This is a genomic window from Gordonia sp. NPDC003504 (assembly GCF_053587995.1).
Genome location: NZ_JBSFPC010000001.1, coordinates 703550 through 729528 on the forward strand (window position 1 = coordinate 703550; position 25979 = coordinate 729528).

The 25979-nt window shown below is 65.2% G+C and carries 24 protein-coding genes; 11 read left to right on the top strand and 13 right to left on the bottom strand.

Going from position 1 to position 25979, the window contains the following annotated elements; genetic code table 11:
• Positions 1 to 75: 75 nt before the first annotated feature.
• The 8 genes from ACWDPV_RS03100 to ACWDPV_RS03135 form a co-directional block, all read right to left on the bottom strand.
• Entirely contained in the window at positions 76 to 1473 is a 1398-nt protein-coding gene (locus tag ACWDPV_RS03100; protein ID WP_449741706.1) for an MFS transporter, read from the bottom strand.
• 107 nt (positions 1474 to 1580) lie between these two features.
• Positions 1581 to 2303, bottom strand: a complete 723-nt coding sequence (locus tag ACWDPV_RS03105) for a GntR family transcriptional regulator (protein WP_449741707.1) — start codon at positions 2301 to 2303, stop codon at positions 1581 to 1583.
• Positions 2304 to 2489: 186 nt separating this feature from the next.
• Positions 2490 to 3185, bottom strand: coding sequence for a response regulator (locus tag ACWDPV_RS03110; RefSeq protein WP_449741708.1), 696 nt, complete (start codon positions 3183 to 3185; stop codon positions 2490 to 2492).
• Entirely contained in the window at positions 3178 to 5742 is a 2565-nt protein-coding gene (locus ACWDPV_RS03115) for a DUF4118 domain-containing protein (protein WP_449741709.1), read from the bottom strand. Before ACWDPV_RS03115 ends, ACWDPV_RS03110 begins: the two co-directional genes overlap by 8 nt.
• A gap of 9 nt (positions 5743 to 5751) precedes the next feature.
• The gene (locus ACWDPV_RS03120) at positions 5752 to 6375 is read right to left on the bottom strand and encodes a potassium-transporting ATPase subunit C (protein ID WP_449741710.1); all 624 of its coding nucleotides are present in this window, start codon (positions 6373 to 6375) and stop codon (positions 5752 to 5754) included.
• 6 nt (positions 6376 to 6381) lie between these two features.
• Positions 6382 to 8541 carry a potassium-transporting ATPase subunit KdpB gene (kdpB, locus tag ACWDPV_RS03125; RefSeq protein ID WP_449741711.1) on the bottom strand — a complete coding sequence of 720 codons (2160 nt, stop codon included), beginning with the start codon at positions 8539 to 8541 and terminating at the stop codon, positions 6382 to 6384.
• Positions 8538 to 10343, bottom strand: a complete 1806-nt coding sequence (gene kdpA, locus ACWDPV_RS03130) for a potassium-transporting ATPase subunit KdpA (protein WP_449741712.1) — start codon at positions 10341 to 10343, stop codon at positions 8538 to 8540. The genes kdpB and kdpA overlap by 4 nt, the downstream gene beginning before the upstream one ends.
• 6 nt (positions 10344 to 10349) lie before the next feature.
• Positions 10350 to 10448 carry a potassium-transporting ATPase subunit F gene (locus ACWDPV_RS03135; protein ID WP_449741713.1) on the bottom strand — a complete coding sequence of 33 codons (99 nt, stop codon included), beginning with the start codon at positions 10446 to 10448 and terminating at the stop codon, positions 10350 to 10352.
• Between the two features lie 344 nt (positions 10449 to 10792).
• On the opposite strand from ACWDPV_RS03135, the gene ACWDPV_RS03140 reads away from it, so the two are divergent.
• Positions 10793 to 11314, top strand: coding sequence for a DUF6611 family protein (locus ACWDPV_RS03140; RefSeq protein ID WP_449741714.1), 522 nt, complete (start codon positions 10793 to 10795; stop codon positions 11312 to 11314).
• 29 nt (positions 11315 to 11343) lie between these two features.
• Here the strand turns inward: ACWDPV_RS03140 and ACWDPV_RS03145 are convergent, their stop codons facing one another.
• A complete protein-coding gene (locus ACWDPV_RS03145) occupies positions 11344 to 11748 on the bottom strand; it encodes a PPOX class F420-dependent oxidoreductase (RefSeq protein ID WP_449741715.1) in 405 nt (134 codons plus the stop codon).
• Positions 11749 to 11972: 224 nt separating this feature from the next.
• Here ACWDPV_RS03145 and sigK point away from each other — a divergent pair, with 224 nt between their 5' ends.
• Complete coding sequence (gene sigK / locus ACWDPV_RS03150; protein WP_449741716.1) at positions 11973 to 12539, top strand: ECF RNA polymerase sigma factor SigK; 567 nt, start codon at positions 11973 to 11975, stop codon at positions 12537 to 12539.
• 9 nt (positions 12540 to 12548) lie between these two features.
• On the opposite strand, the gene ACWDPV_RS03155 is transcribed toward sigK, so the two are convergent.
• The 4 genes from ACWDPV_RS03155 to clpB all read right to left on the bottom strand — a co-directional run bounded on the left by ACWDPV_RS03155 (position 12549) and on the right by clpB (position 19348).
• Positions 12549 to 13499, bottom strand: coding sequence for an oxygenase MpaB family protein (locus tag ACWDPV_RS03155; RefSeq protein ID WP_449741717.1), 951 nt, complete (start codon positions 13497 to 13499; stop codon positions 12549 to 12551).
• A 236-nt stretch (positions 13500 to 13735) separates the two neighbouring features.
• Complete coding sequence (locus ACWDPV_RS03160; protein WP_449741718.1) at positions 13736 to 14332, bottom strand: DNA-3-methyladenine glycosylase I; 597 nt, start codon at positions 14330 to 14332, stop codon at positions 13736 to 13738.
• A gap of 186 nt (positions 14333 to 14518) precedes the next feature.
• Positions 14519 to 16477 (bottom strand): hypothetical protein, encoded by a 1959-nt coding sequence (locus ACWDPV_RS03165; RefSeq protein WP_449741719.1) that lies wholly within the window; start codon positions 16475 to 16477, stop codon positions 14519 to 14521.
• Between the two features lie 318 nt (positions 16478 to 16795).
• Positions 16796 to 19348 carry an ATP-dependent chaperone ClpB gene (gene clpB / locus ACWDPV_RS03170; protein ID WP_348809796.1) on the bottom strand — a complete coding sequence of 851 codons (2553 nt, stop codon included), beginning with the start codon at positions 19346 to 19348 and terminating at the stop codon, positions 16796 to 16798.
• A 205-nt stretch (positions 19349 to 19553) separates the two neighbouring features.
• On the opposite strand from clpB, the gene ACWDPV_RS03175 reads away from it, so the two are divergent.
• The 9 genes from ACWDPV_RS03175 (at position 19554) to ACWDPV_RS03215 (ending at position 25846) form a co-directional block, all read left to right on the top strand.
• Entirely contained in the window at positions 19554 to 20507 is a 954-nt protein-coding gene (locus ACWDPV_RS03175; RefSeq protein ID WP_449741720.1) for a LysR family transcriptional regulator, read from the top strand.
• Between the two features lie 230 nt (positions 20508 to 20737).
• Positions 20738 to 21709, top strand: coding sequence for a putative oxygenase MesX (locus ACWDPV_RS03180; protein WP_449741721.1), 972 nt, complete (start codon positions 20738 to 20740; stop codon positions 21707 to 21709).
• A 26-nt stretch (positions 21710 to 21735) separates the two neighbouring features.
• Entirely contained in the window at positions 21736 to 22761 is a 1026-nt protein-coding gene (locus tag ACWDPV_RS03185) for a methionine synthase (protein WP_449741722.1), read from the top strand.
• 162 nt (positions 22762 to 22923) lie between these two features.
• Positions 22924 to 23160, top strand: coding sequence for a type II toxin-antitoxin system Phd/YefM family antitoxin (locus tag ACWDPV_RS03190; protein WP_348807308.1), 237 nt, complete (start codon positions 22924 to 22926; stop codon positions 23158 to 23160).
• Positions 23157 to 23555: a type II toxin-antitoxin system VapC family toxin gene (locus tag ACWDPV_RS03195; protein WP_348807309.1), complete on the top strand. Its 399-nt coding sequence runs from the start codon at positions 23157 to 23159 to the stop codon at positions 23553 to 23555. The genes ACWDPV_RS03190 and ACWDPV_RS03195 overlap by 4 nt, the downstream gene beginning before the upstream one ends.
• Before the next feature lie 45 nt (positions 23556 to 23600).
• Positions 23601 to 24080 (top strand): TspO/MBR family protein, encoded by a 480-nt coding sequence (locus tag ACWDPV_RS03200; RefSeq protein ID WP_348807310.1) that lies wholly within the window; start codon positions 23601 to 23603, stop codon positions 24078 to 24080.
• Positions 24081 to 24173: 93 nt separating this feature from the next.
• Complete coding sequence (locus tag ACWDPV_RS03205) at positions 24174 to 24410, top strand: type II toxin-antitoxin system VapB family antitoxin (protein WP_348807311.1); 237 nt, start codon at positions 24174 to 24176, stop codon at positions 24408 to 24410.
• Positions 24407 to 24826 carry a type II toxin-antitoxin system VapC family toxin gene (locus tag ACWDPV_RS03210; protein ID WP_348809799.1) on the top strand — a complete coding sequence of 140 codons (420 nt, stop codon included), beginning with the start codon at positions 24407 to 24409 and terminating at the stop codon, positions 24824 to 24826. The genes ACWDPV_RS03205 and ACWDPV_RS03210 overlap by 4 nt, the downstream gene beginning before the upstream one ends.
• Positions 24827 to 24979: 153 nt before the next feature.
• Positions 24980 to 25846, top strand: coding sequence for an alpha/beta fold hydrolase (locus ACWDPV_RS03215; protein WP_348807313.1), 867 nt, complete (start codon positions 24980 to 24982; stop codon positions 25844 to 25846).
• Positions 25847 to 25979: the final 133 nt, after the last annotated feature.

Sequence of the window (25979 nt, forward strand, 5' to 3'; positions counted from 1 at the left end):
CGCGCTCCGCGGCGCAGGGCGCCGCAACCCCCGCACCCCGCCGGCGGGTGGTCACCCCGCCGGCCGAGGACGCATCTATCGCCGTCCGGCCAGCGCACCGGCCCCTTCCGACACCTCCAGATCCGCTGTGCGTTCCGGTATCTCGGTGCCGCGGATCGAGCAGCCGGCCGTCTCCTTGAGGAAGACCAGCGCCACCATGCCGATGGCGCAGGCGCCCATCATGTACACCGCGGGGAAGAGATTCCAGCCGGTCGAGTCGACCACCGCGTCGTTGACGAGTGGTGCGGTACCACCGAAGGCGGCGGTCGCGACGTTGTAGGAGATCGCGAATCCCGCATACCGGACCTGGGTGGGGAACATGGCCGGGAAGGTCGCCGAGATCGTCGACAGCTGCGGAATGTAGAGCAATCCGAGGATGACGAATCCGACTATGGCCCAAGAGAATCCCTGACCCATGAGCCAGTACAAGGGCAGCGACAGGACGAACAGTCCGATCAGCGAGCCCCACCACATCGGTTTGCGTCCGGTCGAATCCGACCAGGCACCGAAGAACGGGATCATCACCATCATCACCAGCTGGCCGATCAACACGACGGTCGAGCCCGACGACTCCGACAACCCGATGGTGCTCTTCAGATATGTCGGCTGATACGCGAGCAGCGTGTAGTTCACCACGTTGAGGGCGATCACCATGCCGAACATGATCAGAATCGGCCGCCAGTAGTTGTTCAGCAGATCCTTGAAGCGGGTCCACGCCGTACCGGTGATCTCGTTGTCCTGCTCGAGTTCCTGGAAGACCGGGGTGTCCTCCATCTGAGACCGCAGATACAGGCCGATCAGACCCATCGGCAGCGCGATGAGGAATGGGATGCGCCAGCCCCAGGTCTGCATCTGCTCGTCGCTGAGCAGCACCTCCAGCAGCAGCACAAACGCGGTGCCCGCGGAGAATCCGGCGAGGGTGCCGAATTCGAGGAAGGAACCGAACCGGCCGCGCTTGCGGTCGGGCGCGTACTCGGCCATGAATGTGGCGGCGCCGCCGTATTCACCGCCGGTGGAGAATCCCTGGATCACACGCAGGGCGATCAACAGGATCGGTGCCCAGACGCCGGCCACGGCGTGCGTTGGCAGCACACCGATCAGGGCGGTCGCCAGTGAGATCAGGATGATCGTGATGGCCAGCACCGACTTTCGTCCGATGCGATCACCGATTGGTCCCCAGATCATGCCGCCGAGCGGGCGGAGCACAAACGAGATCGCGAAACCGAGCATCGTGCCGATGGTGCCGAGATGGCCGGGAAAGAAGGCCTGGGTGAGATAGGTGGTGGTCGCGGCGTAGACGCCGTAGTCGTACCACTCGGTGGCGTTGCCGATCGCTGACGCCCCGATTGCCTTACGGAGCAGCGCTTTTCCTTCTCGCGACTCCGGATCGGGTGCGAGGTCCTCGAAGCTGGCCGAGGAGTTTGCCGTGGTCATCTGTGCCTCTCTGGTGGAGTCGGGGCCAGTTGTTCTCGGGCTGACTCAACATCGGTGGGCGATGATCTCGGACGTACCTCGGTCCTCGAGGGCTATGACCAACCGGTCTAGGAGACTTCTTCTCCTGCCGCGGCGTCACCTATCAAACGGTGCAGCCCGTCCCTCATGTGTTCGATCATCAGCACGTCGGCCGCCGGCGCATCTCCTGCCGCGATGGCGTCCACCAATGCCTGGTGTTCGTCGATTCGGTCCTTTCCCGAGGAGTACGTTCCCCGCATCGCCCGCAGGCACATCCGCGTCTCCACGAGAATCGTCTCGTGCAGACGCGAAAGCCGCTGACTTCGTGCGTGTTCCACCAACGTCTGGTGAAACACCATGTCTGCCTCGGCCATGTCGGGCCCGTTGGGGTCGTTGGCGTGCGCTCGCATCAGTGCGACCGCGTCGGACAGGGCCGCAATCGATTCCGGGTCGTCGTGTGCAATGACCTGCTCGATTGCCGCCCGCTCCACCGCGGTTCGCGCAATGTACATGTCCCGAATGTCGTCATCATCCATCGAGACGACGAACAGTCCGCGGTTGCGGTGACTCACCAGCAGACCTTCTGCGGTGAGGCGTTGCATCGCCTCGCGCAACGGACCGCGGCTGACCCCGAGATCGGCCGCGAGGCCTGATTCCGTCAGTTGCGAACCAGGCGGAAAACTACCGTCGGCGATGGCCTCATGCAACTTGCGGGCGATGATCGCCGGTGTCGATTCCTGCACGATCGGCGCCAACACCCGTGTGCGTCCCGAGGTCGAGTCACCCCGGCCTCGTGAGCGCGCATCCGCCATCTCTGCTCTACCTTCTTACTCTTCACCGGCCGCAATGTCAGCTTCGCGCTGGACATTCCATTGCGATTCCCATCCTGACCAGCTATTTCACGCGTCGATTCGGCGAGCCCACAACGCGCCCTTCTATTGTGCGATTGTTGACAATCTACTCGGATGTCGCGCCGCCTGGCAACCACACCCGGCGATTCATCCCCGCACGAATCGATACCCCATCCCGGCCTCGGTCAGCAGATGCACGGGATGACCGGGATCGTCCTCGAGTTTGCGGCGCAGACTTGTCAGGTACACCCGCAGATAGTTCGACTGATTCAGGTAGGACGGCCCCCACACCGCGCCGAGGATGTCGCGCTGGGACACCAACTTTCCCTCGTTGCGCACCAGCAGCTCCAGAATTCCCCACTCAGTCGGGGTGAGATGCACCGGCTCGCCGGAACGCGTCACCTGTTTGGCGGTCAGGTCCACGACGAATCCGCCGGCGTCGACCACCGCCGAACCCGGGGTGTCCGACACCGCGGCACCGCGCCGGACCGCCGCACGCAGCCGCGCGAGAAACTCTTCCATCCCAAAGGGTTTGGTGACGTAGTCATCGGCACCGGCATCGAGTGCGGCCACCTTGTCGACGGATTCGCCCCGCGCCGAGAGCACGATCACCGGAACGTTGGTCCACCCACGAAGCCCTTCCAGGACTGTGATGCCGTCGATGTCGGGAAGTCCGAGATCCAACACGACGACCTGCGGGTTGGTTTTCGCCGCGGCCGCCAGAGCCGACGCACCGGTCGAGGCGGTGGTGACCTGAAAGCCCCGCGCCGCCAGATTGATCCGCAACGCACGCAACAACTGTGGCTCATCGTCGACGACGAGCACCCGCACCCCGTCACCCATCGACGACCTCCCCCGCCCCGTCACCTTGCACCGAGACACCATCGTGTACCGCCTCGGAGGTCGGCAACGTGATCACCATCGTCGTCCCACCTCCCGGCGTGTCGGCCACCTCAAGGGTGCCACCGATCGCCGAGACGAATCCGGCGGCCACCGACAATCCCAGGCCCACACCACCGTCGGCGCCGTTGCGGTCGCTGCCCTGGGTGAACGGTGCGAACACCTGATCCCGGCGATCCGGCGGGATTCCCGCTCCGCGATCGATCACCCGGATCACCGTCTGTGATTCACCACCATCCGATACCGCCGGCGTCACCTCGACCTCCACCTCACCCCCGCCGTGCCGGACCGCGTTGTCGATGAGGTTGGCCACCGCCCGTTCCAGCAATCCGCCGTCGGTATCGGCCCAGACGGTGCCGAACGTCATCCGCACCTCGGGATTGCCCGGCTCCCGCCGTGTCACGGTCGCCACCGCACGATGCAGCACCTCCACCAGATAGGTGCGCCGCCGTTGCGGCCGCACCGCTCCCGCTGCCAGCCGCGTGGAGTCCAGCAGGTTGCTGACCAGAGCCGCGAGCTGATCCACCGATTCCTCGATGGTGGCCAGTAGTTCGGCGGTGTCCTCTGGACCGAAGGTGACATCGGTGCTGCGCAGGCTCGACACCGCCGCCTTGGCGCCGGCCAGCGGGGTGCGCAGGTCGTGACTGACCGCCGAGAGCAACGCGCGCCGCAATTCGTCGGTTTGCGCGAGCGCACGTGCCTGGGCGGCCTGCGCCTCGAGCTCACTTCGACGCACCGCGGCGGCGGCCTGCGTCGCCACCGAGGTCAACACCCGACGGTCCCGCCCACCGACAGCCGGTCCGGCCAGCAACAACTCGAACTCCCCACCCGGTACCGGACAGACCGTGTCGGCCTGCTCGGGACTCGTCGGCGGCCGCTCACCGACGGCCGCGGCCACCCGATGCGTCGTGGCGGACTCGGTGCGCACCACCGCGACCGCCCGCTGATCGTAGGTCTCGCGCACCTTCTCCAGCAGCCCGCCGACACCGGCGCCACCGAGCACCGCATCACTGAACAGGGCCAGCAGTTCCGCGTTACGACCCGCCCGCTGCGCCTGCACCCTCCGTACGGTGGCCGAATCCACCAGCACCGCAACCGCAATGGCCACCACCAGCAACACCAGAATGGTGATCATGTTGTCGGGTTCGGCGATGGTGAAGGTGAATCGCGGATCGGTGAAGAAGTAGTTGAGCAGCAGTCCCGACACCACCGCCGACAACGCCGCCGGCCCGACGCCACCGAGCATCGACACCGCAAGCACCGCCACGAAGAACAGCGCCGATTCCGACGCGAATCCCAGCCACCGATCCAGAAATGCCAGCACACCGGTCATCACGACCGGAATGACCAGTGCCGCCAACCAACTCAGCGGACGATGAAACCGGGTGTCGCGGATGTCGAGTCGCGACCGGCGTCGGGTCTCGTCGTGGGTCACCATGTGCACATCGATGCGTCCACTGGAACTGACTACGGTGGCGCCGACGCCCTCGTCGAAGATCCGCTTCCAGCGCGGTCGCCGCGATGTCCCCAGCACCAACTGGGTGGCGTTGACCCCGCGCGCGAAGTCGAGCAGCGTCGACGGAATGTCGTCGCCGACGACGGTGTGGATGCGCGCCTTGAAACCTGCTGCCAGATCACGTAATTCGTTCAGATCGGCGGCGCCGGACAGCCCGTCGCCGCGAATCACGTGGACCGCCACCAACTCCGCACTCGACCGCGACGCGATCCGGCTGGCCCGCCGCAGCAGGGTGGCCGATTCCGGCCCGCCGGTGATGGCCACGACGACCCGTTCGCGTGCCTCCCAGGTATCGGTGATGGCATGTGCCGCACGGTAATCGGCCAGATTGTCATCGACCTGGTCGGCCAGCCACAGCAGCGCCAATTCACGCAACGCGGTCAGGTTGCCCTGCCGGAAGTAGTTGGTGAGTGCGCCGTCGATCCGCCCGGCGGCATAAACCTTGCCCGCGGTGAGTCTTTGCCGCAGCGCTTCCGGTGCGATGTCGACGAGCTCGATCTGATCGGCGGCGCGCACCACGTCGTCGGGAACGGTTTCGCGTTGCACCACGCCGGTGATCTGTTCGACGACGTCGTTGAGGCTTTCCAGGTGCTGGATGTTGACGGTGGTCAGCACGTCGATCCCGGCGTCGCGCAGATCCTCGATGTCCTGCCAGCGTTTGGCGTTGACCGAACCGGGCGCATTAGTGTGCGCCAGTTCGTCGACCAGCGTCACCTGCGGGTGACGCGCCAGTACCGCGGCGAGATCCATCTCCGACAGCGTGGTGCCCCGATGGGTGACCTCGTGGCGCGGTATGACCTCCAGACCGTCGATCATGGCCGCGGTGGCCGCCCGCCCGTGCGTCTCCACCACGGCGACCACCACGTCGACACCCTCGTCGACCAACCCGCGTGCACCGGCGAGCATTTCGTAGGTCTTGCCGACACCGGGGGCGCACCCGAGAAAGACCTCGAGGCGCCCTCGGCCCTCACCTGCGATGACCATGCTCGGAGTCTATCCGCACACGGTGTGCCCCAACGCGAGGTTCACCTCGAGGACGTTGACCCGTGGCTGCCCGAGATATCCCCACTGCCGTCCTTCGGTGTAGCGGTCGACGATTTCGCGCACCTGAGCCTCGGAGCGGTTGCTGTTGCGGGCGATTCGCGGGATCTGCAGCGCGGCATACTCGGGGCTGATGTGCGGGTCGAGCCCGGACCCGGATCCGGTGACGGCATCAGCCGGAACCTGCTCGGGCGCAATACCTTCACGCTGCGCGATCACGGTACGTCGGGCCTCGATGTTGCGCGCCAACGTCTCGCTGTTGGGTCCCTGGTTGGATGCCGCCGACGCCGACGGGTCACCGGTGGCCATCGGGTCGTCGGCCGAACCCAGTACGCGGGCATGAAGATACGAATCCGGTTGTCCCGCAGGCACCTGCGGGTCGACACCGATCAGCGTCGAACCCGCCGGACATCCGCGCGCGTCGGTGACCTGGGACCCCTCGGCCGATGACGAGTCGATCCGCGAGGCCGCCCACACGACCGCCGGATACCCCACGCCCAGGATTGCGGTGAGCGCGGCCAGGATCAGCACCGCGGCGCCACATTGCCGGACGAACCCGGTGATGGTTGTCTTCATGTCCCCTTACCCCATTCCCGGTATGAAACGCACGACGAGGTCGATCAGCCAGATCCCCACGAACGGGGTGATCACGCCGCCGACGCCGTAGACGAGCAGATTGCGTCCGAGCAGACGCGACGCCGAACTGGGCCGATACCGGACTCCCCGCAACGACAGCGGGATGAGCGCCACGATGATCAGCGCGTTGAACACCACCGCCGAGACGATCGCCGACTGCGCCGAATGCAACCGCATGATGTTGAGCGAGTCGAGTTGCGGATAGACTCCGACGAACAGTGCGGGCAGGATCGCGAAATACTTGGCGAGGTCATTGGCCAGCGAGAACGTCGTCAACGCCCCGCGGGTGATGAGCAGTTGCTTGCCGACGGCCACCACCTCGATGAGTTTGGTCGGGTCCGAATCGAGGTCGACCATGTTGCCGGCCTCCTTGGCCGCCGACGTACCGGTGTTCATCGCGACCCCCACGTCCGCCTGCGCCAATGCGGGTGCGTCGTTGGTGCCGTCGCCGGTCATCGCGACCAGCCGTCCGCCGGCCTGTTCCGAACGGATCAGGGCCAGCTTGTTCTCCGGGGTCGCCTCCGCGACGAAGTCGTCGACGCCCGCCTCGGCGGCTATGGCCTGCGCCGTCAGCGGATTGTCGCCGGTCACCATCACCGTGCGGATACCCATCTCCCGCAACTGCGCAAACCGCTGCGCCATAACGGGTTTGACCACGTCGGAGAGCTGGATGACGCCCAGCACGCGCGGTGCGCCATCGGCGGCACGTTGTGCGACCACCAGCGGAGTGGCCCCGGCGCTGGACACCGACGTCACCGTCGCCGACACCTCCGGCGGCATCGCGCCACCGTGCTCGGCGACCCACCGCGTCACCGCGTCGGCGGCACCCTTGCGGTACTCGACGACGCCACCACCGTCATCGACGGGCAGATGGAAGTCGATGCCGCTCATGCGTGTTTCCGCGGTGAACGGCACGACCTCGACGCTCGGATGGTCGCGACGTCGCCCGGCGGCGACGGTACCCGCATCGAAGGTCTCCACCCCGTGGGTGTCGACACACAGGTCGACGATGCTGCGTCCCTCCGGAGTGTCGTCGGCGATGCTGCACCGGTGGGCGACCTCGGCGAGCTCGGGGGTCGAGATACCGGGGGCCGCATGCAGTTCGGTGGCGCGCCGATTGCCGTAGGTGATGGTGCCGGTCTTGTCCAGCAGCAGGGTGTCGATGTCACCGGCAGCCTCCACCGCCCGGCCGGACATGGCGAGGACATTGCGCTGCACGAGCCGATCCATTCCGGCGATGCCGATCGAGCTGAGAAGTGCCCCGATGGTTGTCGGGATCAGGCAGACCAGCAGCGCAATCAGCTTGGTCGGGTCGGGTGATTGTCCCGCGTACTGATTCATGGGCCCGACGGCGACGACGGCGAGCAGGAAGATGATGGTGAGGCTCGCCAGCAGGATGTCCAGGGCGATCTCGTTGGGTGTCTTCTTACGTGCGGCCCCTTCGACCAGCGAGATCATCCGGTCGACGAAGGTCTGCCCCGGTTCGGCGGTGATCTCGACGATGATGCGGTCCGACAGCACGACGGTGCCGCCGGTCACCGCGCACCGGTCGCCGCCGGATTCCCGTACCACCGGTGCGGATTCACCGGTGATGGCCGACTCGTCGACCGTCGCGATTCCGTCGACGACGTCCCCGTCGCCGGCGATGACCTCACCGGCCTCGACGACGATCCGGTCACCGACGCGCAGGACGCTGCCGGCGACGGTGTCGATCGCGCCGCTCGTCGAGATGCGGCGTGCCATCGTGTCGCGCTTCACCTTTCGCAGACTGTCGGCCTGCGCGCGACCGCGGCCTTCGGCTACGGCCTCGGCGAGATTGGCGAACAGGACGGTGAACCACAGCCACGCGGTGATCAGCCAGGCGAACCACGACGGCTGCCAGATCGCGAGCAGCGTGGTCACGATCGACCCCAGATAGACCACGAACATCACCGGATTACGCGCCTGCGCACGGGGATTGAGTTTCCGCGCCGCCTGCGGCAATGAGGTGATCAGCGACCGGACGTCAAACGCACCCTGCGTCACCAACCCCGGCTCGTCCGGACCTTCCCCGACGGGAGGTGATATCTCGGAATCGGAAGTCTTGTCGGTCAGATCAACGCTCACAGCAGTGCCTCCGCAATGGGTCCCAGCGCCATGGCCGGGAAGAAGGTGAGTCCGGCGACGAGCAACGTCGTGCCGAGCAACAGCGCACCGAACAGCACGCCGTGGGTGGGTAGGGTCGACGCCTTGGTCTCGACCGAGATCCGTTCCGCGATAGCCACACCGCCGCCGCCATCCGTCGACCGGGCGCCCTTTTCCGTCGACTGGGCGCCCTTTTCCATCGACTGGGCGCCCTTTTCCGTCGACTGGGCGACCCGTCCCTTCTGTCCGGCGAACAATCCGGCGAGAGCGAGAACGAAGACGATGGGCAGGAAGCGACCCAGCAGCATCGCGAGTCCGAGCGAGACCTGGAACCAGTCGCTGGTCACGGTCAATCCACCGAAGGCACTGCCGTTGTTGTTCGCGGCCGAGGCGTAGGCGTAGAGAACCTCGCTGAACCCGTGGATGGAACCCGGCGATCCGGGGTCTCCACCGTTACCCTGGGGGTCGAGTGTCGCTCCCATGACGACGCTGATTCCCGCACCCGTCAGCACCAGTGCCGGCATGACGAGGATGTACAACGCCGACATCGTGATCTCGTTCTGCCCGACCTTCTTTCCGAGGAATTCCGGCGAGCGACCGACCAGCAATCCGCCGACGAACACGGTGATGACCGAGAGGATCAGCAAGCCGTAGAGACCCGAACCGACACCGCCGGGCGCGACCTCGCCGAGCAGCATGTTCCAGATGAGGGCACCTCCGCCACCTGCGGAGAAACTGTCGTGGGCGGCATCCACGGCGCCGGTGGAGGTTCCCGTCGTCGACACCGCGAACAATGCCGACGCCGGTATCCCGAAACGTTGTTCCTTGCCTTCCATCATCGCGCCGGCCGCAGTCGCGGCGACACCATTCGGGTGGGTTTCGAACCACCACACGACGGCGAGCATTCCCGCCCAGATCGAGCCCATGACGGCCACCAGGGTCAGGCCCTGACGACGATCATCGACCAGCGTTCCGTAGGTCCGGGTCAGGCACACCGGGATGAGCAGAAGTGCAATGATTTCAACGACATTGGACAACGGTGTCGGATTCTCGAAGGGATGCGCGGAGTTCGCCGACAGGGTTCCGCCGCCGTTGGTGCCGAGTTCCTTGATCGCCTCCTGGGAAGCGAACGGCCCGATCAGGCTGCGCGACGATTCGCCACCGAACACCGAGAACCCGAATCCGCTGTGCAGCGACTGCACCACACCCTGTGTCAACAGGATGAGCGCGACAATCACGGACAGCGGCAACAGGATTCGCAGATTTCCGCGCACCAGATCGACCCAGAAGTTGCCGATCTGACCGGTCCCCCGCCGGTTCACCAACCCGCGGATCAACGCCACCGCGACGGCCATGCCGACCGCTGCGGACACGAAGTTCTGCACCGCCAGGCCGAGCATCTGCGTCAGATTGCTCATCACCACCTCCGGCGAGTACGACTGCCAATTGGTGTTGGTGACAAAGGAGATCGCGGTGTTGAACGCGACCGACGGGTCGACGCCGGGTTTGCCGTCCGACCATGGCAGCACTCCCTGCAGACGCTGCAGCAGGTACAGAAGGAGGGTCGAGACCAGCGAAAAGGCCAGCACAGCAAGGGCGTAGCCCTTCCACGTCTGCGACTGACGCGGGTCGACGCGGGCGATCCGGTACAGGCCACGCTCGACGGCGAGGTCCCGATCGGATCGGTAGACGCGGGCCATGTAGTCGCCGAGCGGGATATAGGCGGCGGCCAGCACGACGATGACGGTGGCCACCTGGGCCACCGCAGCTGCAGTTGAGTTCACGGCCGATCAGAACCTTTCCGGGAAGATCAGAGCGCACAGCAGGTACACCACGACCATCGCCGACAGCACCAGCAGGACGACCGTTTCGACGCCGTCCGCGGTCATCGACGGATCCTGGTGTCGACACCCTGGACCACCAGGACGCACAGGGCGAAGCCCACCACCGCGGCGAGCACATACAGGCCATCGGCCATGACGCAAACTCCTCACAAACATTCCTCACGCGACCCGGCGGGATCACGCACCCCAGTGATGATGCGGCCGTGCGCCGCCCGCCGGAAGACCTCTTAACGCGATCCATACGCGATCCGACGACTTGTTGACGCCCCTTTCGCAGGCGCCTCCGCGGGCATCCGCGCCCGTCAAGAAGTCGTCAAGAATTCGGTTGCCGGCGTTGAGATCTGGTCAGGAATACGCGTGGGCGGCCGGGACCGGACTACTCCGGATGCATGAGTGACATCGAGTGCCGCCGACCCGTCGTCGCGGGCGACGCGGTCTGGGGATATGTGCAGGTCGGATACGCCCGTCAGTGGGTTCGGCATCGTCTGGTGATCTACCCGCCGGGGACCAGCCCGGAGCAACGGCGATGGTTGCGGTTGTGGCGGTGGGTGCCCGCGGTGGTGGCGCTGGCGCTGATCGCCGGCATCTGCGCGGCCGCCAAGTCCGGTGTGCATGCCGCGGTCGGTGCGGCCGTCGGCGCGGTCGTGGCGCTGGCCGTCGTGGTCCCGATTCAGCGACGCACCGCGACCTGCCGGCATCGGATGTGCATCATCGAATCGTGGTCGGGCCCGGGGCAGGGCGTGGAGGATCTGGTGATGCGGCGCATCATCGAGAAGACGGCCGGCGAGTTGCGTACCGCCGACCGTGAGGTGGCCGCCGGACGTATGACGCCGGTCGAGCACGAGGCGCTCTGGGCGCGGTGCCACGAACAGATCGCCACTGCCGGGCACCGGGTAACGGCTGAGGTGTGACCACCCGACCCGCGACGCCGGCTTCTTCGTCAGCCTGCGGCCGGTGTGATCCGCACACCGATCGTGCCGTCCTTACCGCGTCGCAGCAGGCTCGCCTTGATCGTGATCCACCCGAGGATTCCGTACTTGCCGGAGATGAGTGCGCGGGCCTTCTCGGTGCCCGCGGTATCGAGGACCTCGGCGGTGCCGGTCACCGGTTGACCGATCAGTTTCCGGCCACGCGCATCGCATCCCTGCACGATCACATTCGGGTTGTTGCGGATGCGTTTGACCTTCCACGAGTCGGTCACCGTCCACATGTAGAGGCGGTCTCCGTCGGCGGCTGCCCACAGTGGTGACGCCACGGCGTTGCCGTTCTTGCGAAACGTCGTGAGCTGCACATACTTCGCATCGGTCGCGGCATCGAAGGGTGGGGTCGGATCGCCTGGCGTCACGACGACCAGCCTACTGACCCGCGGACTGCACGATCACCGGTTGCGCCGACCCACCTTCGTTACCAATCCGTGATCACCGTTGCTATCGCGTCGCGGTTTCGTGCTGAACAGTAATCCGCCCGGCGCCGGCGCCTAGCGTCTTAAGACACCGGGTCAGCCTCCCAGTCGGCATCACGCCGCTGCAGCGGCAACACCGACCAGCCGCTCACGAGGGAGACCGACTCATGCGAACCCAACTCGATGACATCGACATCCTCCTCACCCGGACCGCCACCGGCGATCACGCGGCGTTCGCCGACCTCTACGACCTCACCAGCTCCCGGGTGTACGGCATGGTGCTGCGCGTGCTGCGCGACCCGGGCCACAGCGAGGAGGTCACCCAGGAGGTGTACCTCGCGGTGTGGCGGTCGTCCGCGTCGTTCCACGCCGAGCAGGGTTCGGCGATCAGCTGGTTGATGACCCTGGCCCATCGTCGGGCGGTGGACCGGGTGCGCTCGGAGGCCGCATCCAAGCGCCGCACCCTCACCTACGGCACCACCGAGCACGCCGATCGAGCGGACCGTGACGTCGTCATCGAGTTGTCCGAGCGCAGGGAACTGGCTCGCACGATTCGTTCGGCCCTCGGACTGCTCACTCCCCTGCAGCGGGAGGCCATCGAGTTGGCGTACTTCCAGGGCCTCACCTACCGCGAGGTCGCCGACCACCTCGACGTCGCCCTCCCCACCGTGAAGTCACGAATCCGTCAGGGCCTCAAGCGCCTTGCGCCGCAGGTCACGCATCTCGCGGCGTGATCAGCGTGATCAGAACGGGCAGCCCGACGACTCCCTGGCCGCCTTCGGCAAATCCGCCTTGTGGGCCGACTTCCGGCCGGTCCGGCGTGCGATGGTCCGCAGGCCACCGCCGTCCTTGACGGGCCGGTCGGACACGCGCAGCTTGCCCAGGACGGGGACGTCGAGGCGGCGCCGGATCCGGTAGTCGATCATGTACGACCAGACGAGTCCCAGCGCCAGGTAGCGTCCCCCGAGCTGGTCGAACGTCCGCATCCGACGCAGAGTGCGGTTGAACTTCTTCTGAGCGCCTTCCGACCACTCCCAGCCCATCAGTTCGCGGAACTCGGGCGGAAGATTTCCCTTGGTCATGAACTCGAAGTGATTGCCCAGTATCGCCGGGAACGCCTTGCCCACAGGTCCCCACGCCTCCACGACGAACTCGAGGTTCGACAGCGTCTCGAAGTCGTGACGGACCGCCGGCGCGATAGAGAGGTTCGGCACCACGGTGTCCCAGTACTCGGTGAACTCCGCCCAGCTCTGCGGCCATTGCGATGGCCGCACATTGACACCGGTGGCCAGCGGCTCGGCGGCGCGCGTCAGCACGTCGAGATCGGCCTCGGGCAGTTCGCCGTACAGCAGCTGGTATTGATCGAGGTAGAAGCGGAACAGGCAGGCGGCCACCCACAGTTGCAGTTCGGGGCTGTTGCCGCTGTACCGCACCGGGCTCTCCGGGGTCGACACCACCGGCGTGTGCATCTCGACGATGTGCTTACGCAGGTCGTCCTTTTCCTCCTGGGTGCCCAGCAGCGCGACGGACAGGTAGGTGCCGGTGGTGCGCGAGCGCTTCATCGGATACCGCCGCGGACTTCCCGACGCGACTCGACTCTCGTTGACTCCGTGGCCGACGGGAGGCAACGACAGTTGCATGATGATGTTGGCCACGCCGCTGGTCAGACCGACAACCGTGATGAGCTCCACCATGCTGGTCGGATGCCGACGGCCGTGCGGCAGCGGCAGATATGGGCGTTTGGGCGTGTGAATGTGTCCACGTGCCGCACGAACAACCGGAGCCATCGTATGCGTCGCCATCTGCGACCCCCTCTTCTGATAACGATCGTTTCCAGATCGAATCTAGGCCGGGTCTGTGACGTGGTCAACACCTCGTGGCCAAACCGGGACCATAGGTCCGGCCGAAACGAGATGATCGATTCGCCCCGCTATGGCCGCGTGTGAGCTTTAATCGCGGCCGCGACCGTCGGCCTGATCACGCACTCATGGGCGTGATCGTTGACGAAGCCGGCGGCCTGCATGAGCGCGAACATCGTCGTCGGCCCGACGAACCGCCAGCCGCGTTTCTTCAAATCCTTCGACAGCGCGGTGGACTCCGGCGACCTCGTCATCGACCCCGGTTCGTGATCGTCACCGGGCGCGTACTCCCAGAAGAACGCCTCGAGCGAGCCGCGCTCGTCGATGAGCCCTTCGGCGTGGCGGGCGTTGTTGATGGCCGCCTCGATCTTGCCGCGGTGCCGGATGATGCCGGCATCATCCAGCAGGCGTGCGACATCGGCGTCGTTGAACCGCGCCACCGTGGGAATGTCGAAGCCACTGAACGCTTTTCGGAAGTTCTCCCGCTTGTTCAGGATGGTGCGCCAACTCAGCCCCGACTGGAAACCCTCGAGACAGACCCGTTCGAACAGGGCGGTGTCACCCGAGAGCGGGAATCCCCACTCGGTGTCGTGATAGGTCGTCTCGGGTTCGACCGCCGCCCATACGCACCGCGCTCTGCCGTCATCGCCGATGATCACATCAGTCATCGCTACCTCCCTCGGATTGGACACGACGTTACCCACCGGCACCGACACTTACGCCCGCCGCCGACCGAGCCCGACGACCCCACCGACCGAGCCCGACGAGGCGCTGGCCGAGGAGGTGTCGCGACCTCGCACGCCGTGATCGCACCTCCACCAACCACAGCTCAGCGCGCCCCTCCGCCCATCACATCAGCTCATCAGGTAGAGCACGGGTTGCATACCCAGACCGGCGGCACAGAAGAAGAGAACACCGCCGCCGACGGTGAGCAACCCATTCGCGTCCGACTTCAGCTGCGGGCACGGACTCGGCGCGATCTGGATGGACATGCGTTGCGACGCCGGTCCGATCGGTGCGTTCCGAAGAATGGTGAGGGGAGCGATCTGACGCGCGTACCCGGTGTCGGCACTGAATTCAGGCGGCTCGCGGTACACACCGGTCGTGAAGAGCGCATCGCCGGTAGCGGCCCAGTGACCTGATTCGTCCCCCGCCATCGTGTCGGTCGGGGTGATCGTGGACCTCGCCGGCGATTCGGACAGGTCGCTGACGATCACAGCGCTGGTCCCGTTGGGCGCCTGCGCGGCGACGGTGTACGAGTAGGCACCGATTCCGGCCAGAATGTCGGTGCCGCGGTATCCGGCGGGCAAAGCGACCCGTGCGCTCCCGATCTCGGTGCCGTACACCACGGATTTGTCCGTGCCTGGATCGGCACCGGTCACCGTGATCAACATCGAACGTGACCGCATGTCCGCGATGGAGATACGCGCGTCGCCGTCGTAGAATCCCAAGAGGTCCGGCGTGATCGGCTCGACGTATTCGTTCGACCCCAAACTGAACCGCGCTATCCGCATTCCGCGCGGATCGACGCACGTCTCGGCGATCGCGGCCTCGTATCCGTCAGAATGGACGTGGCCGTCGTACTGGCAGGTGCGTGACGGACCATAGGCCTTCAGCGATGTCCAGTTCCCGCTTGTCATGTCGATGCGCTTGAGTGTGGTCGGTTTGGTCTGTGCCGCGGAGTCGTCCGACACGTCATCATCGCCGTCTCTGTCGACGTCTGTCGCGTCGCCCGTGACCGATTCCCCGCGGTCTTCCACCATCGCCACCATCACGTCGGCAGAGCCGGCCGCGTCGAGTATGGGACCGAAATCATCACTGCTCCACAGGATGTTGCCGTTGGTCCCGTCGATGCCATAGGTGATAGGCGACCAGGGCGTGTATGCGACCTGCGCCAGGATCGCTGTCGTGTCGCCTCCTTGGGTCACCTCGGAGGACCACATGGCGCTCACCTCCGCGCCGAAGTCGACCGACCAGACTCGGTCGCCGGTGTGTCCGGACCGCGCCAGAACGGATTCTCCGTCGATCACCGCGAACCCGACGGGTAGCACGACGGGTGAATACAGTCGGGCGTTACGGGATTCATCCGACGGCCGGATCGCGGTGAACTTCCCGATGAGGTACTGCGGCTGTTGAAAGGCGATACCCCCTGATCCTTCCCCGGTTCGCTCAGGGCCGGGCGTCTCCGGCCACACGATCACCGCACCGACTGCCGTCGCCACGAGCGCAACCGTGACCGTCGCGCCGAGAAACCATGATCGCTCTGGTCGTCCGGCGCGGCGCACGTAAGCGGCAACGGCCACCGCCACCATGCCCGAGGTCACCACCACGCACGTCCAGAAGACATAACGTGACCCGGACGGCATGTTCAGCACGTGGGGGAACACCTGTGCGGTGCGGGCGATTTCGTCGGCGGTCTCGTTACGCGAACTGTCCGGGTTGAATGCGATCAACGCGACAAAGGCGATCGCGCATGTCGCCAGCACGAACACCAACGGCACCCAGCGCGGTACCCGGGCGACGACGGACAAGCCTAGGAACCCAATCACCATGACGATGGTGATCACGGCGAGAATCACCGCATCCGTCCCGAGCGGCCCCGAGACGCTGTCCGAGGTACGGTGCCATGCCGGATCGTTCAACACTGTCAACGCCGTGGCGACGAGTACCGCGGCCAACGCCAAGCCAGTCAATGCACCGAGGGCGACCGCCCAGGGGCGAGGCAGCATCCGGTTCGACTCGGCAGCGGTTTGCCCGGCCTGCTCGGCGTCATCGGATACGGCCGTGTCTGCGGTGTCCCCCGGCAACTCCATTCGGGGACGGTCTCACGTGACGTGCGGAGACGCGCCGGCCGGTCGCGTCCGTCCCCCGTTCAGTGGACCTGCATTCAACGCACCCCGCGACCCGGACGCGGCGCTTCGCAATCCCCCACGATCGGCCGGATCACCAACGTCACAGCACGTCGCGGCCAATCAATCCTTCCCGAAGGGATTCGACATGAAGCACTCACTTTCCCAACATCGGCGGGATCATCCATCCCGGCTGACCTCGACGCCAATCCGGCACGAACAGACAACTGAGCCGCAAGGCCTCCTGTCGGGAAACCTTGCGGCTCAGTCATATTGCTCAGATCAGCCGAGCACCAGGCCTTCGCCGTCGGCGGAGACGTTCACCGGCACGACGTCGCCGTCGCGGATGTCGCCGGCCAGCAGTGCCTTGGCGAGCTGGTCGCCGATGGCCTGCTGCACGAGCCGCCGCAGCGGACGTGCGCCGTAGAGCGGATCGAATCCCCGCTCCGCCAGCCATTCCTTGGCCTTGGGCGTGACCTCGAGTTCGAGGCGACGCTGGGCCAGCCGCTTCTGCAGTTGTGCCAGCTGGATGTCGACGATGGACACCAGTTCCTCCGGGCTGAGAGCCTGGAAGATCACCACGTCGTCGAGTCGGTTGATGAACTCCGGCTTGAAGGCCGCGCGCACCGCCGCCATCACCTGCTCCTCGTTGCCACCGGAACCGAGGTTCGAGGTGAGGATGAGGATGGTGTTGCGGAAGTCCACGGTACGGCCCTGGCCGTCGGTCAGGCGTCCCTCGTCGAGAACCTGCAGCAGTATGTCGAAGACGTCCGGGTGGGCCTTTTCGACCTCGTCGAAGAGCACCACCGTGTACGGGCGACGACGCACCGCCTCGGTCAGCTGACCGCCCTGCTCGTAGCCGACGTACCCCGGAGGGGCACCGACAAGCCGTGCGACGGCGTGCTTTTCGCCGTACTCACTCATGTCGATACGCACCATCGCGCGTTCGTCGTCGAACAGGAACTCCGCCAATGCCTTGGCGAGCTCGGTCTTGCCGACACCGGTCGGCCCGAGGAACAGGAACGATCCGAGTGGCCGGTTGGGATCGGCGACACCGGCACGGGCTCGCCGTACCGCGTCCGACACCGCGACCACGGCGTCGGTCTGGCCGATGACCCGGTGACCCAGTTCCTCTTCCATCCGAAGCAGTTTCGCAGTCTCGCCCTCCAGCATCTTGCCGGCGGGGATACCCGTCCACGCCGACACGACCTGTGCGACGTCGTCGGGTCCGACCTCCTCCTGCAACATCACGTCACCGTCGGGATCGGTGCCGCTCTTCTCGATCGCGGCCTCGAGTTCCTTCTCCAGACCGGGGATCTTGCCGTAGCGCAGCTCGGCTGCCCGTCCCAGATCACCGTCACGCTCGGCGCGATCGGCTTCTCCGCGAAGGCGTTCCAGCTCTTCCTTGGTGTCGCGGACCGCGTCGATGGCGGTCTTCTCCGACTGCCAGCGAGCGGAGAGCTCGTTGAGCTTCTCCTTCTGGTCGGCCAGCTCCTGACGCAGCTTGTCCAGCCGCGCCTTCGACGCCTCGTCGTGCTCCTTTTGCAGCGCAACCTCTTCCACCTCGAGACGGCGGACGATGCGTTCGACCTCGTCAATCTCGACGGGGCGCGAATCGATCTCCATCCGCAACCGCGACGCGGCCTCGTCGACCAGGTCGATGGCCTTGTCCGGCAGGAACCGCGAGGTGATGTAGCGGTCGGAAAGCGTTGCGGCAGCGACCAATGCGGAATCGGTGATGCGCACACCGTGGTGCACCTCGTACCGTTCCTTGAGGCCACGCAGGATACCGATGGCATCTTCGACGCTGGGCTCACCGACGTACACCTGCTGGAAGCGACGCTCGAGAGCGGCATCCTTCTCGATGTACTGGCGGTACTCCTCCAGCGTGGTGGCACCGACCAGTCGCAGCTCGCCACGGGCCAGCATCGGCTTGATCATGTTGCCGGCGTCCATCGCGGAATCGCCGGTGGCACCAGCACCCACGATGGTGTGCAGCTCGTCGATGAAGGTGATGACCTGTCCAGCCGATCCCTTGATCTCGTCGAGGACGGCCTTGAGACGTTCCTCGAATTCGCCGCGGTACTTGGCACCGGCGACCATCGAGCCGAGGTCCAGCGAGATGACGGTCTTGTTGCGCAACGACTCCGGGACGTCGCCCTCGACGATCCGCTGGGCGAGCCCTTCGACGATGGCGGTCTTGCCGACGCCGGGCTCACCGATGAGGACCGGGTTGTTCTTGGTACGACGGGAGAGCACCTGCACGACGCGACGGATCTCGGAGTCACGGCCGATCACCGGATCGAGCTTGCCCTCACGGGCGGCCTTGGTGAGGTCGGTCGAGTACTTCTCGAGCGCCTGATAGGTCGACTCGGGATCCTCGGAGGTCACGCGGGCATTCCCGCGGACGGCAACAAACGCCTCGCGCAACGCCTGCGGCGTCGCACCGACGTTGTGAAGCAGCTTGGCGACATCGGAATCACCGGTCGCCAGACCGACGACGAGGTGCTCGGTGGAGACGTACTCATCGTTCAATTCTGTTGCGAGTTGCTGCGCGGCACTGACGGCCGCGATCGACTCGCGGGAAAGCTGGGGCTGCGCGCTCGCGCTCGACACCGTCGGCGCGCGGTCAACCATGGCCTGGGCCTGCGTACGAACCGCCGATGGGTCCACTCCCACCGCCTTGAGCAGGGGCGAAGCGATTCCGTCGGACTGATCGAGCAGAGCAACCAGGATATGGGCAGGCCGCACGTCAGGATTGCCGGCAGCGGCCGCCGCAGCCACCGCAGCGCTGAGCGCCTGCTGTGTCTTGGTGGTGGGGGTGAAGCTGTCCACTTCGTGTGCACCTTTCTCTACATTCTTAAGTCGGTACGGCTCAAGTATGGCCGTTCGGTGGTGTCAACGCGAGTAGAGTTGAGTCCATTCCGCTCAAGTATTCTCGTGATTGTGATGGTGATCACATTACCGTTGCTGCCGCGCGCGGTCCGTTTCTGGACTGGCGGACGCTTTTCCTGGATCGGCGGCTCGATAGTCTCTTGCCATGGCACGGCAGACCGCGGGAGCGCTGCGGGGAATCACCCTGCAGCAGTTGCGCTACTTCGTGGAGGTGGCAGCGGAGGGATCGATCAGTGCCGCGGCCGACGTGCTGTATGTGGCGCAGCCAACCATGTCCGCGGCGCTCAAGGACCTTGAAGGTCGGCTGGGACGTACGCTCTTCGTCCGTTCGACGCGGGGAGTGACTCTCACCGACGATGGAGCGGAGTTCCTCGGGTACGCGCGGCAGGTCGTCGAGCAATCAGAACTTCTGGAACAGAAGTACCTGGGGCGCGGCCCCTCACGTCGACTCCGCGCCGTATCGACTCAGCACTACTCATTCGTCGTAGATGCATTCGCGCGCATGGTGAAAGCCTCTGAAGCCGCCGAGTATGCGTTCAGTCTTCGCGAGACCCGCACGTGGGACATCATCGAGGATGTTCGTACGCTGCGGAGCGAGGTCGGTGTGCTCTACCGCAACGACTTCAACGCAAGCGTGATCAACAAGCTGATCCGCGAAGCCGGGCTCGTCTTCACGCCGCTGTTCTTCGCGTCACCGCACATCTTCATCGCCCGTACGAACCCCCTCGCAGGGAGAGAGAGCGTGACGCTGAAGGACCTCGAGGACCTGCCCCGGCTCACGTTCGACCAGGGCGTGAACAACTCGTTCTACCTCGCCGAGGAGATTCTCTCGACGCGATCGTCGAAGCAAGAGATCCGCGTGAGCGATCGAGCAACCATTTTCAACCTGATGATCGGCCTCGGCGGTTACACCATCTCGACGGGCATCATCTCTGACGATCTGGATCCGTCGATCGTCGACGTTGCGCTCGACGTGGACGAACGCATCGAGATCGGGTGGATCGGCCATGCCTCGGTCTCGTTGACCGCTCAGGCGCAGCGTTTCGTGGCGGAGATGCGCGATGTCGTCTCGGAGTTCGGAGTCGATCTGCTGACATAGCCAATGCCTATGCCTGGCGATCGAAAGAAGGAATTAGGCTATCGCGGCCGGTCTCCATACACTGACTTTCGCGCCGCTTCGGACTACTGACTCCCAGGTGTCGTCGGGTCCGTTCGATTGACCCTCGACCATCGCGAGCTCGATTTCGAAGCGCTATGAAACTCAAGCAGAGAACCGCGCGACGACGCGCACGTGGAATCACTCCTGCGCAGTGATAGGGGCATCAGAGCATGAGAAATGAATGTGTCTTCAGCATCGGCACGACGCGCTTCGACGAGGACTACACCCCGTCGAGCAACTCGCGCGGCACGACGAACTTCGCGAATCTCGCACGCGGAGAAGACCGTCCGCAGAACCTGCGCAACGCGGTGTCGATGATGAACACCCGTGTCAACGAGCTCCTCCATTGGGACAATCCGCGTGGTGACCGCTACGAACTCGAACTCGACATCGTCTCGGTGGATCTGCATCTCACGACAGTCGGGGACGACGCCGCCTTCCCGGTGATCGAAGTGCTCGACGTCGACATCCTCGACACCACCACGGGCGCCCGCATCGAAGGGATCGTCGGGAACAACTTTTCCTCCTACATCCGTGACTACGATTTCAGCGTCCGGCTCCCGGGACACCAGGCGACAGGAATCCCCAACGACTTCGGCGATCTGCACGGGCAGGTCTTTCAACGTTTCCTGGAATCCGACGAGTACCGCGACCGGTTCTCACAGGCGCCGGTCATCTGCATCAGTGTCTCGACGTCGCGGACCTACACCAGGCTCACCAATCGCCACCCGATCCTCGGCGTGGAGTACGAGGCGGACGCGCTGTCGCTCACCGATGAGTACTTCGGGAAGATGGGCCTCACGGTGCGCTACTTCATGCCTCCGGGCTCCGCGGCTCCGTTGGCCTTCTACCACCGCGGCGATCTACTCAACGACTACTCGTTCATCGCGCTCGCGGGAACGGTCGCGACGATGGAGACGTTCCAGAAGATCTATCGTCCCGAGATCTACAACGCGAACACTGCGGCGTCGGAGGTGTACCGGCCGAGTCTCGACAACGGCAACTACTCGCTTCCGCTGGTGACCTACGACCGTGTCGAGCGCACTCAGCTCGCCACCACACAGGGAAAGTTCACCGAAGTGAGTCTCATGCAGCCGTACGGCCATGTCCTGGAGCGTTGGGCCACCAAGCAACCGGCCTGACCACGCGAGACCGTAAGGAACGAGAGATGGACACACTCCTGCCCGCCACGATCGTCGGCAGTCTGCCCAAGCCCTCGTGGCTCTCGGAGCCCGAGAAGCTTTGGTCGCCATGGAAGTTGCACGACGACGAACTGCGCGATGGAAAACTCGACGCCCAGACGCTCGCCGCGCACGAGCAGAGCCGTGCCGGGCTCGACATCATCAGCGATGGCGAGCAGACGCGTCAGCATTTCGTGACCACCTTCATCGAGCACCTCAGTGGCGTCGACTTCGAACGGCGCGAGACCGTGCGAATCCGTGACCGCTACGACGCGAGCGTCCCGACGGTCGTCGGCGCGGTGAGTCGCGAAAAGCCGGTGTTCGCAGCGGATGCGGCGCATCTTCGAGCAGCGACCGATCAGCCGATCAAATGGGCGCTGCCCGGCCCGATGACAATGGTCGATACGCTCTACGACGCCCACTACAAGAGTCGCGAAAAGCTGGCGTGGGAATTCGCAACCATCTTGAACCAAGAAGCGAAGGACCTGGAAGCAGCCGGTGTCGACGTCATCCAGATCGACGAGCCCGCATTCAACGTGTTCTTCGACGAACTGAAGGACTGGGGCGTCGCGGCGCTCGAGCGCGTGACCGACGGGTTGAGTTGCCAGACCGCCGTACACATCTGTTACGGCTACGGCATCAAGGCCAACACCGATTGGAAGGCGACGCTGGGAGCCGAGTGGCGCCAGTACGAAGAGTCATTCCCCCTCCTACAACGGTCATCGATCGACATCGTGTCGCTGGAGAGTCACAAATCGCGAGTACCTGTCGAGGTCATCGAACTGCTTCGCGGCAAGACGGTCATGCTGGGCGCGATCGACGTCGCCGACGACACCATCGAGACGCCGGAGGAAGTCGCGGCGACACTGCGCAGCGCACTCCCCTACGTCGACAAAGACAAGCTCTGGGCCAGCGGGAACTGCGGGATGGCACCGCTCGCCCGACGTGTCGCACGGGACAAGATGGTCGCGCTCGCCCAGGGAGCCCACATTCTGCGCGCAGAGCTCTCCTAGCCGGCCCAGCGGTTCACCGTGCGGCGGTTCCGACACGACCGGGTATTCGGATGCTTCGGCCATCCGGTGAGCGCGGCGTGGTCAGATGGCGTCGCACCTCCACGCAGCCAGACTGGACGAATATGACTATTCAGACTAGTCCGACCGGTGTACTGTGAGCCCATGAAGACCGTCAGCAGCACCGAGGCCAAGGCGCGTCTCAACGCGCTCCTCGCCGAGGTCGAGCGGACCGGCGAACCGGTCACGATTACCAACCATGGGCGTGCGGTGGCCGTGGTCTCCCCCACCGCTGCACGGCCTCGCGCGTTCGGCCAGTTTCCCGGACTCGTGATTCCCGACGATTTCGATGCCCCGTTGCCCGAAGCCGAGTTGGACATCTGGGAGGGGTCCGCTTCGTGACCGCGGTCCTGCTCGACACCAACGCATTCCTGTGGTTGCTGCAGAACCCTGACCGCCTCGGGAGTCACGCGCTCGAAGTGCTCGAGAATCCGGCCCATGAACTGTATGTCTCTGCGGCGTCGGCGTGGGAGATCGCCATCAAGACCCGACTGGGTCGACTCGATGCCGGACCAGTCCTGTCGACCTGGACTGCCACGCTGGACGCCATGGCGGCAAGCGATCTTGCCATCGACTCTGCCGACGCGGTGATCGCCGGGCAACTCAACTGGGAGCACCGAGATCCCTTCGACCGCATGATCGTTGCCCAAGCGACCCGGCGTGGCCTGACCATCGCGACCAGTGACAAGATCGTCCAGGACGTGACCCTCACACCGGTCATCGACACCCGGCGATGACACAGAGGCGCGTGCGCCTCGACTCCGCCGACGTACGGTGAAACCATGCGCCTGAAAACCCTCATCGCCACCGGAGCGTCCACCGCCGCTGCTGCCGTCGTCGGGAGCGTGGCATCGAAATCCGCTGTGGAGAACTGGTATCCGACGCTGAGCAAGCCGCCTTTCACTCCACCTCCGGTCGTGTTCCCGCTGGCCTGGACGACGCTCTACGCCGACATCGCACTCACTTCGGCCGCCACCCTGGACCGTCTGCACGACGACGCCCGCGACGACGAAGCGCGCCAGTTCGCCGTGGCGCTCGGCACGAACCTTGCACTCAACGCCGGCTGGAGCTGGCTGTTCTTCGGCGCTCACAAGCTCGGACCGGCCGCGCTGGCCGCCGGGTTGCTGACCGCGAGCAGCGCCGACCTCACCCGGCGGACCGCGCAGACTGACAGCACCGCGGGGGTAGCGCTGGCCGCGTATCCGGCGTGGTGCGCATTCGCCACACTGCTGTCGACGGAGATCTGGCGTCGCAACCGCTGACGGCCACCTCCTCGGGCCGGTTTTCGCAGAGCCCCGGTGGCCGCGACCGTAGTAGCTTGGTACCAAGATCACGTAGGTAGGTACCGCATGGCCATGAACATCAAGAACGACCACACGCACTCTGTGGTGAAGGAGATCGTCCAGCTGACGGGCGAATCGCAGGAGACAGCGGTACTACGCGCGGTCGAGGAACGACTACGCAAACTCAAGGCCGCCGATGCCGTCGAGACGACCCTCCGAGAAGGCGCAGAACTAGGGCACCTGCTGGGACTCGACCCCGGCGACGACCCCACTGCGACCCTGTACGACGACTCCGGGATGCCGGCGTGATCGTGGTCGATACCTCCGCCATCATCGCCATCATCGCCGCTGAGCCCGATGCTCGTGATTACGCAGAAGTCCTCGCTGATCACCAGCCGCTGATGTCGGTCCCCACGTACCTCGAATGCTGCATCGTCGTTGATACGAAGAAGATCCCGGAGGCCGGTCGGAGACTCGATCGCATCCTCGATGTGAACGGTGTCGATGTGGTGGACACCGACAAGACACAGGGCGACATTGCCCGCCAGGCATTCCGGGACTTCGGTAAGGGGATGGGTCATCCTGCCCAGCTGAACTTCGGGGACTGCTTCTCTTACGCGCTGGCCATCCAGCGCAACCTTCCGCTCCTCTGGAAGGGAAACGACTTCATCCACACCGGGATAAGGTCCGCCCTTATCGAGTTCCGCAACAACCGGGACGCGTAATCGCGGGCCTCGCGGCCGCGCACACCGACGTTTGAGCGGATCGAGAGCCCCAAACCGATTGTGGCGCCATCACTCACGTCGGCCCGCCATCCGTCGTCATGATCGTCTCGAGCATCGTTCTGCCGGCGACCCCTCATCACCTATGCTCGATGAATGGCGACCATTGGTGCACAAGACTTTTCCGTCGATGTATCCGGTTTGCGCATCAGCGGTGACCGGTGGCTCGGTGAGCGGTCCGCCGATCACCCCTCGCCCATCGTTCTGTTACACGGGGGCGGGCAGACCCGGCATTCGTGGGATCGCAGCGCAGCCGCGCTCGCGCAGCGGGGGTACGAGGTCTACAGCCTTGACCTGCGTGGACACGGTGACAGTGACTGGGCTCCCGACAAGGACTATGCGATCGGCGCATTCGTCGGTGACCTGGTCGGGTTCGTCAAGACGCTCGATGCACCCCCGATTCTGGTGGGCGCCTCACTCGGTGGCATCACCAGTCTGTGCACGGTCGGCGAGAATCCCGGAATCGCCACGGCGCTGGTGCTGGTGGATGTCGTGGTCGATATCGAGCCGGCCGGCGTCGATCGGATCAAGAAGTTCATGACCGACCACGTCGGCGGGTTCGCCACGCTCGACGAGGTCGCCGACGCGATCGCCGCCTACAACCCGGAACGCAAGCGGCCCCGCAACCTCGACGGCCTCCGCAAGAACGTGCGGCAACACGACGACGGCCGCTGGTACTGGCATTGGGACCCCGAGTTCATCGTGTCCGACGACGACGAACCGCGCCGTCACACCGACCCGGCACGTCTGAGTGCCGCCGCGCGTCGGGTCACGGTACCGACGTTGATCGTGCGCGGCGGCAAGTCGGACGTGGTCAGCGATGCGGGTATCGCCAGCATGCGCGCCCTGGTACCGCACGCCGAGGTCGCCGACGTCAGCGCGGCGGGCCACATGGTCGCCGGCGACGACAACCAGGTGTTCGCCTCGGCCATCGAGTCGTTCCTCGATCGGCACAAACTCTGACCCAGCGGCTTCTGAAGGAACAAATTTCACCGCCGTCGTCGACGACGTGCGACGCGAGACGACGGACAGGACCCCCACCGGCACAGACGGAGGCGACTTCGGCCCAACACGTCTCGAAACACTGCTCGGAACA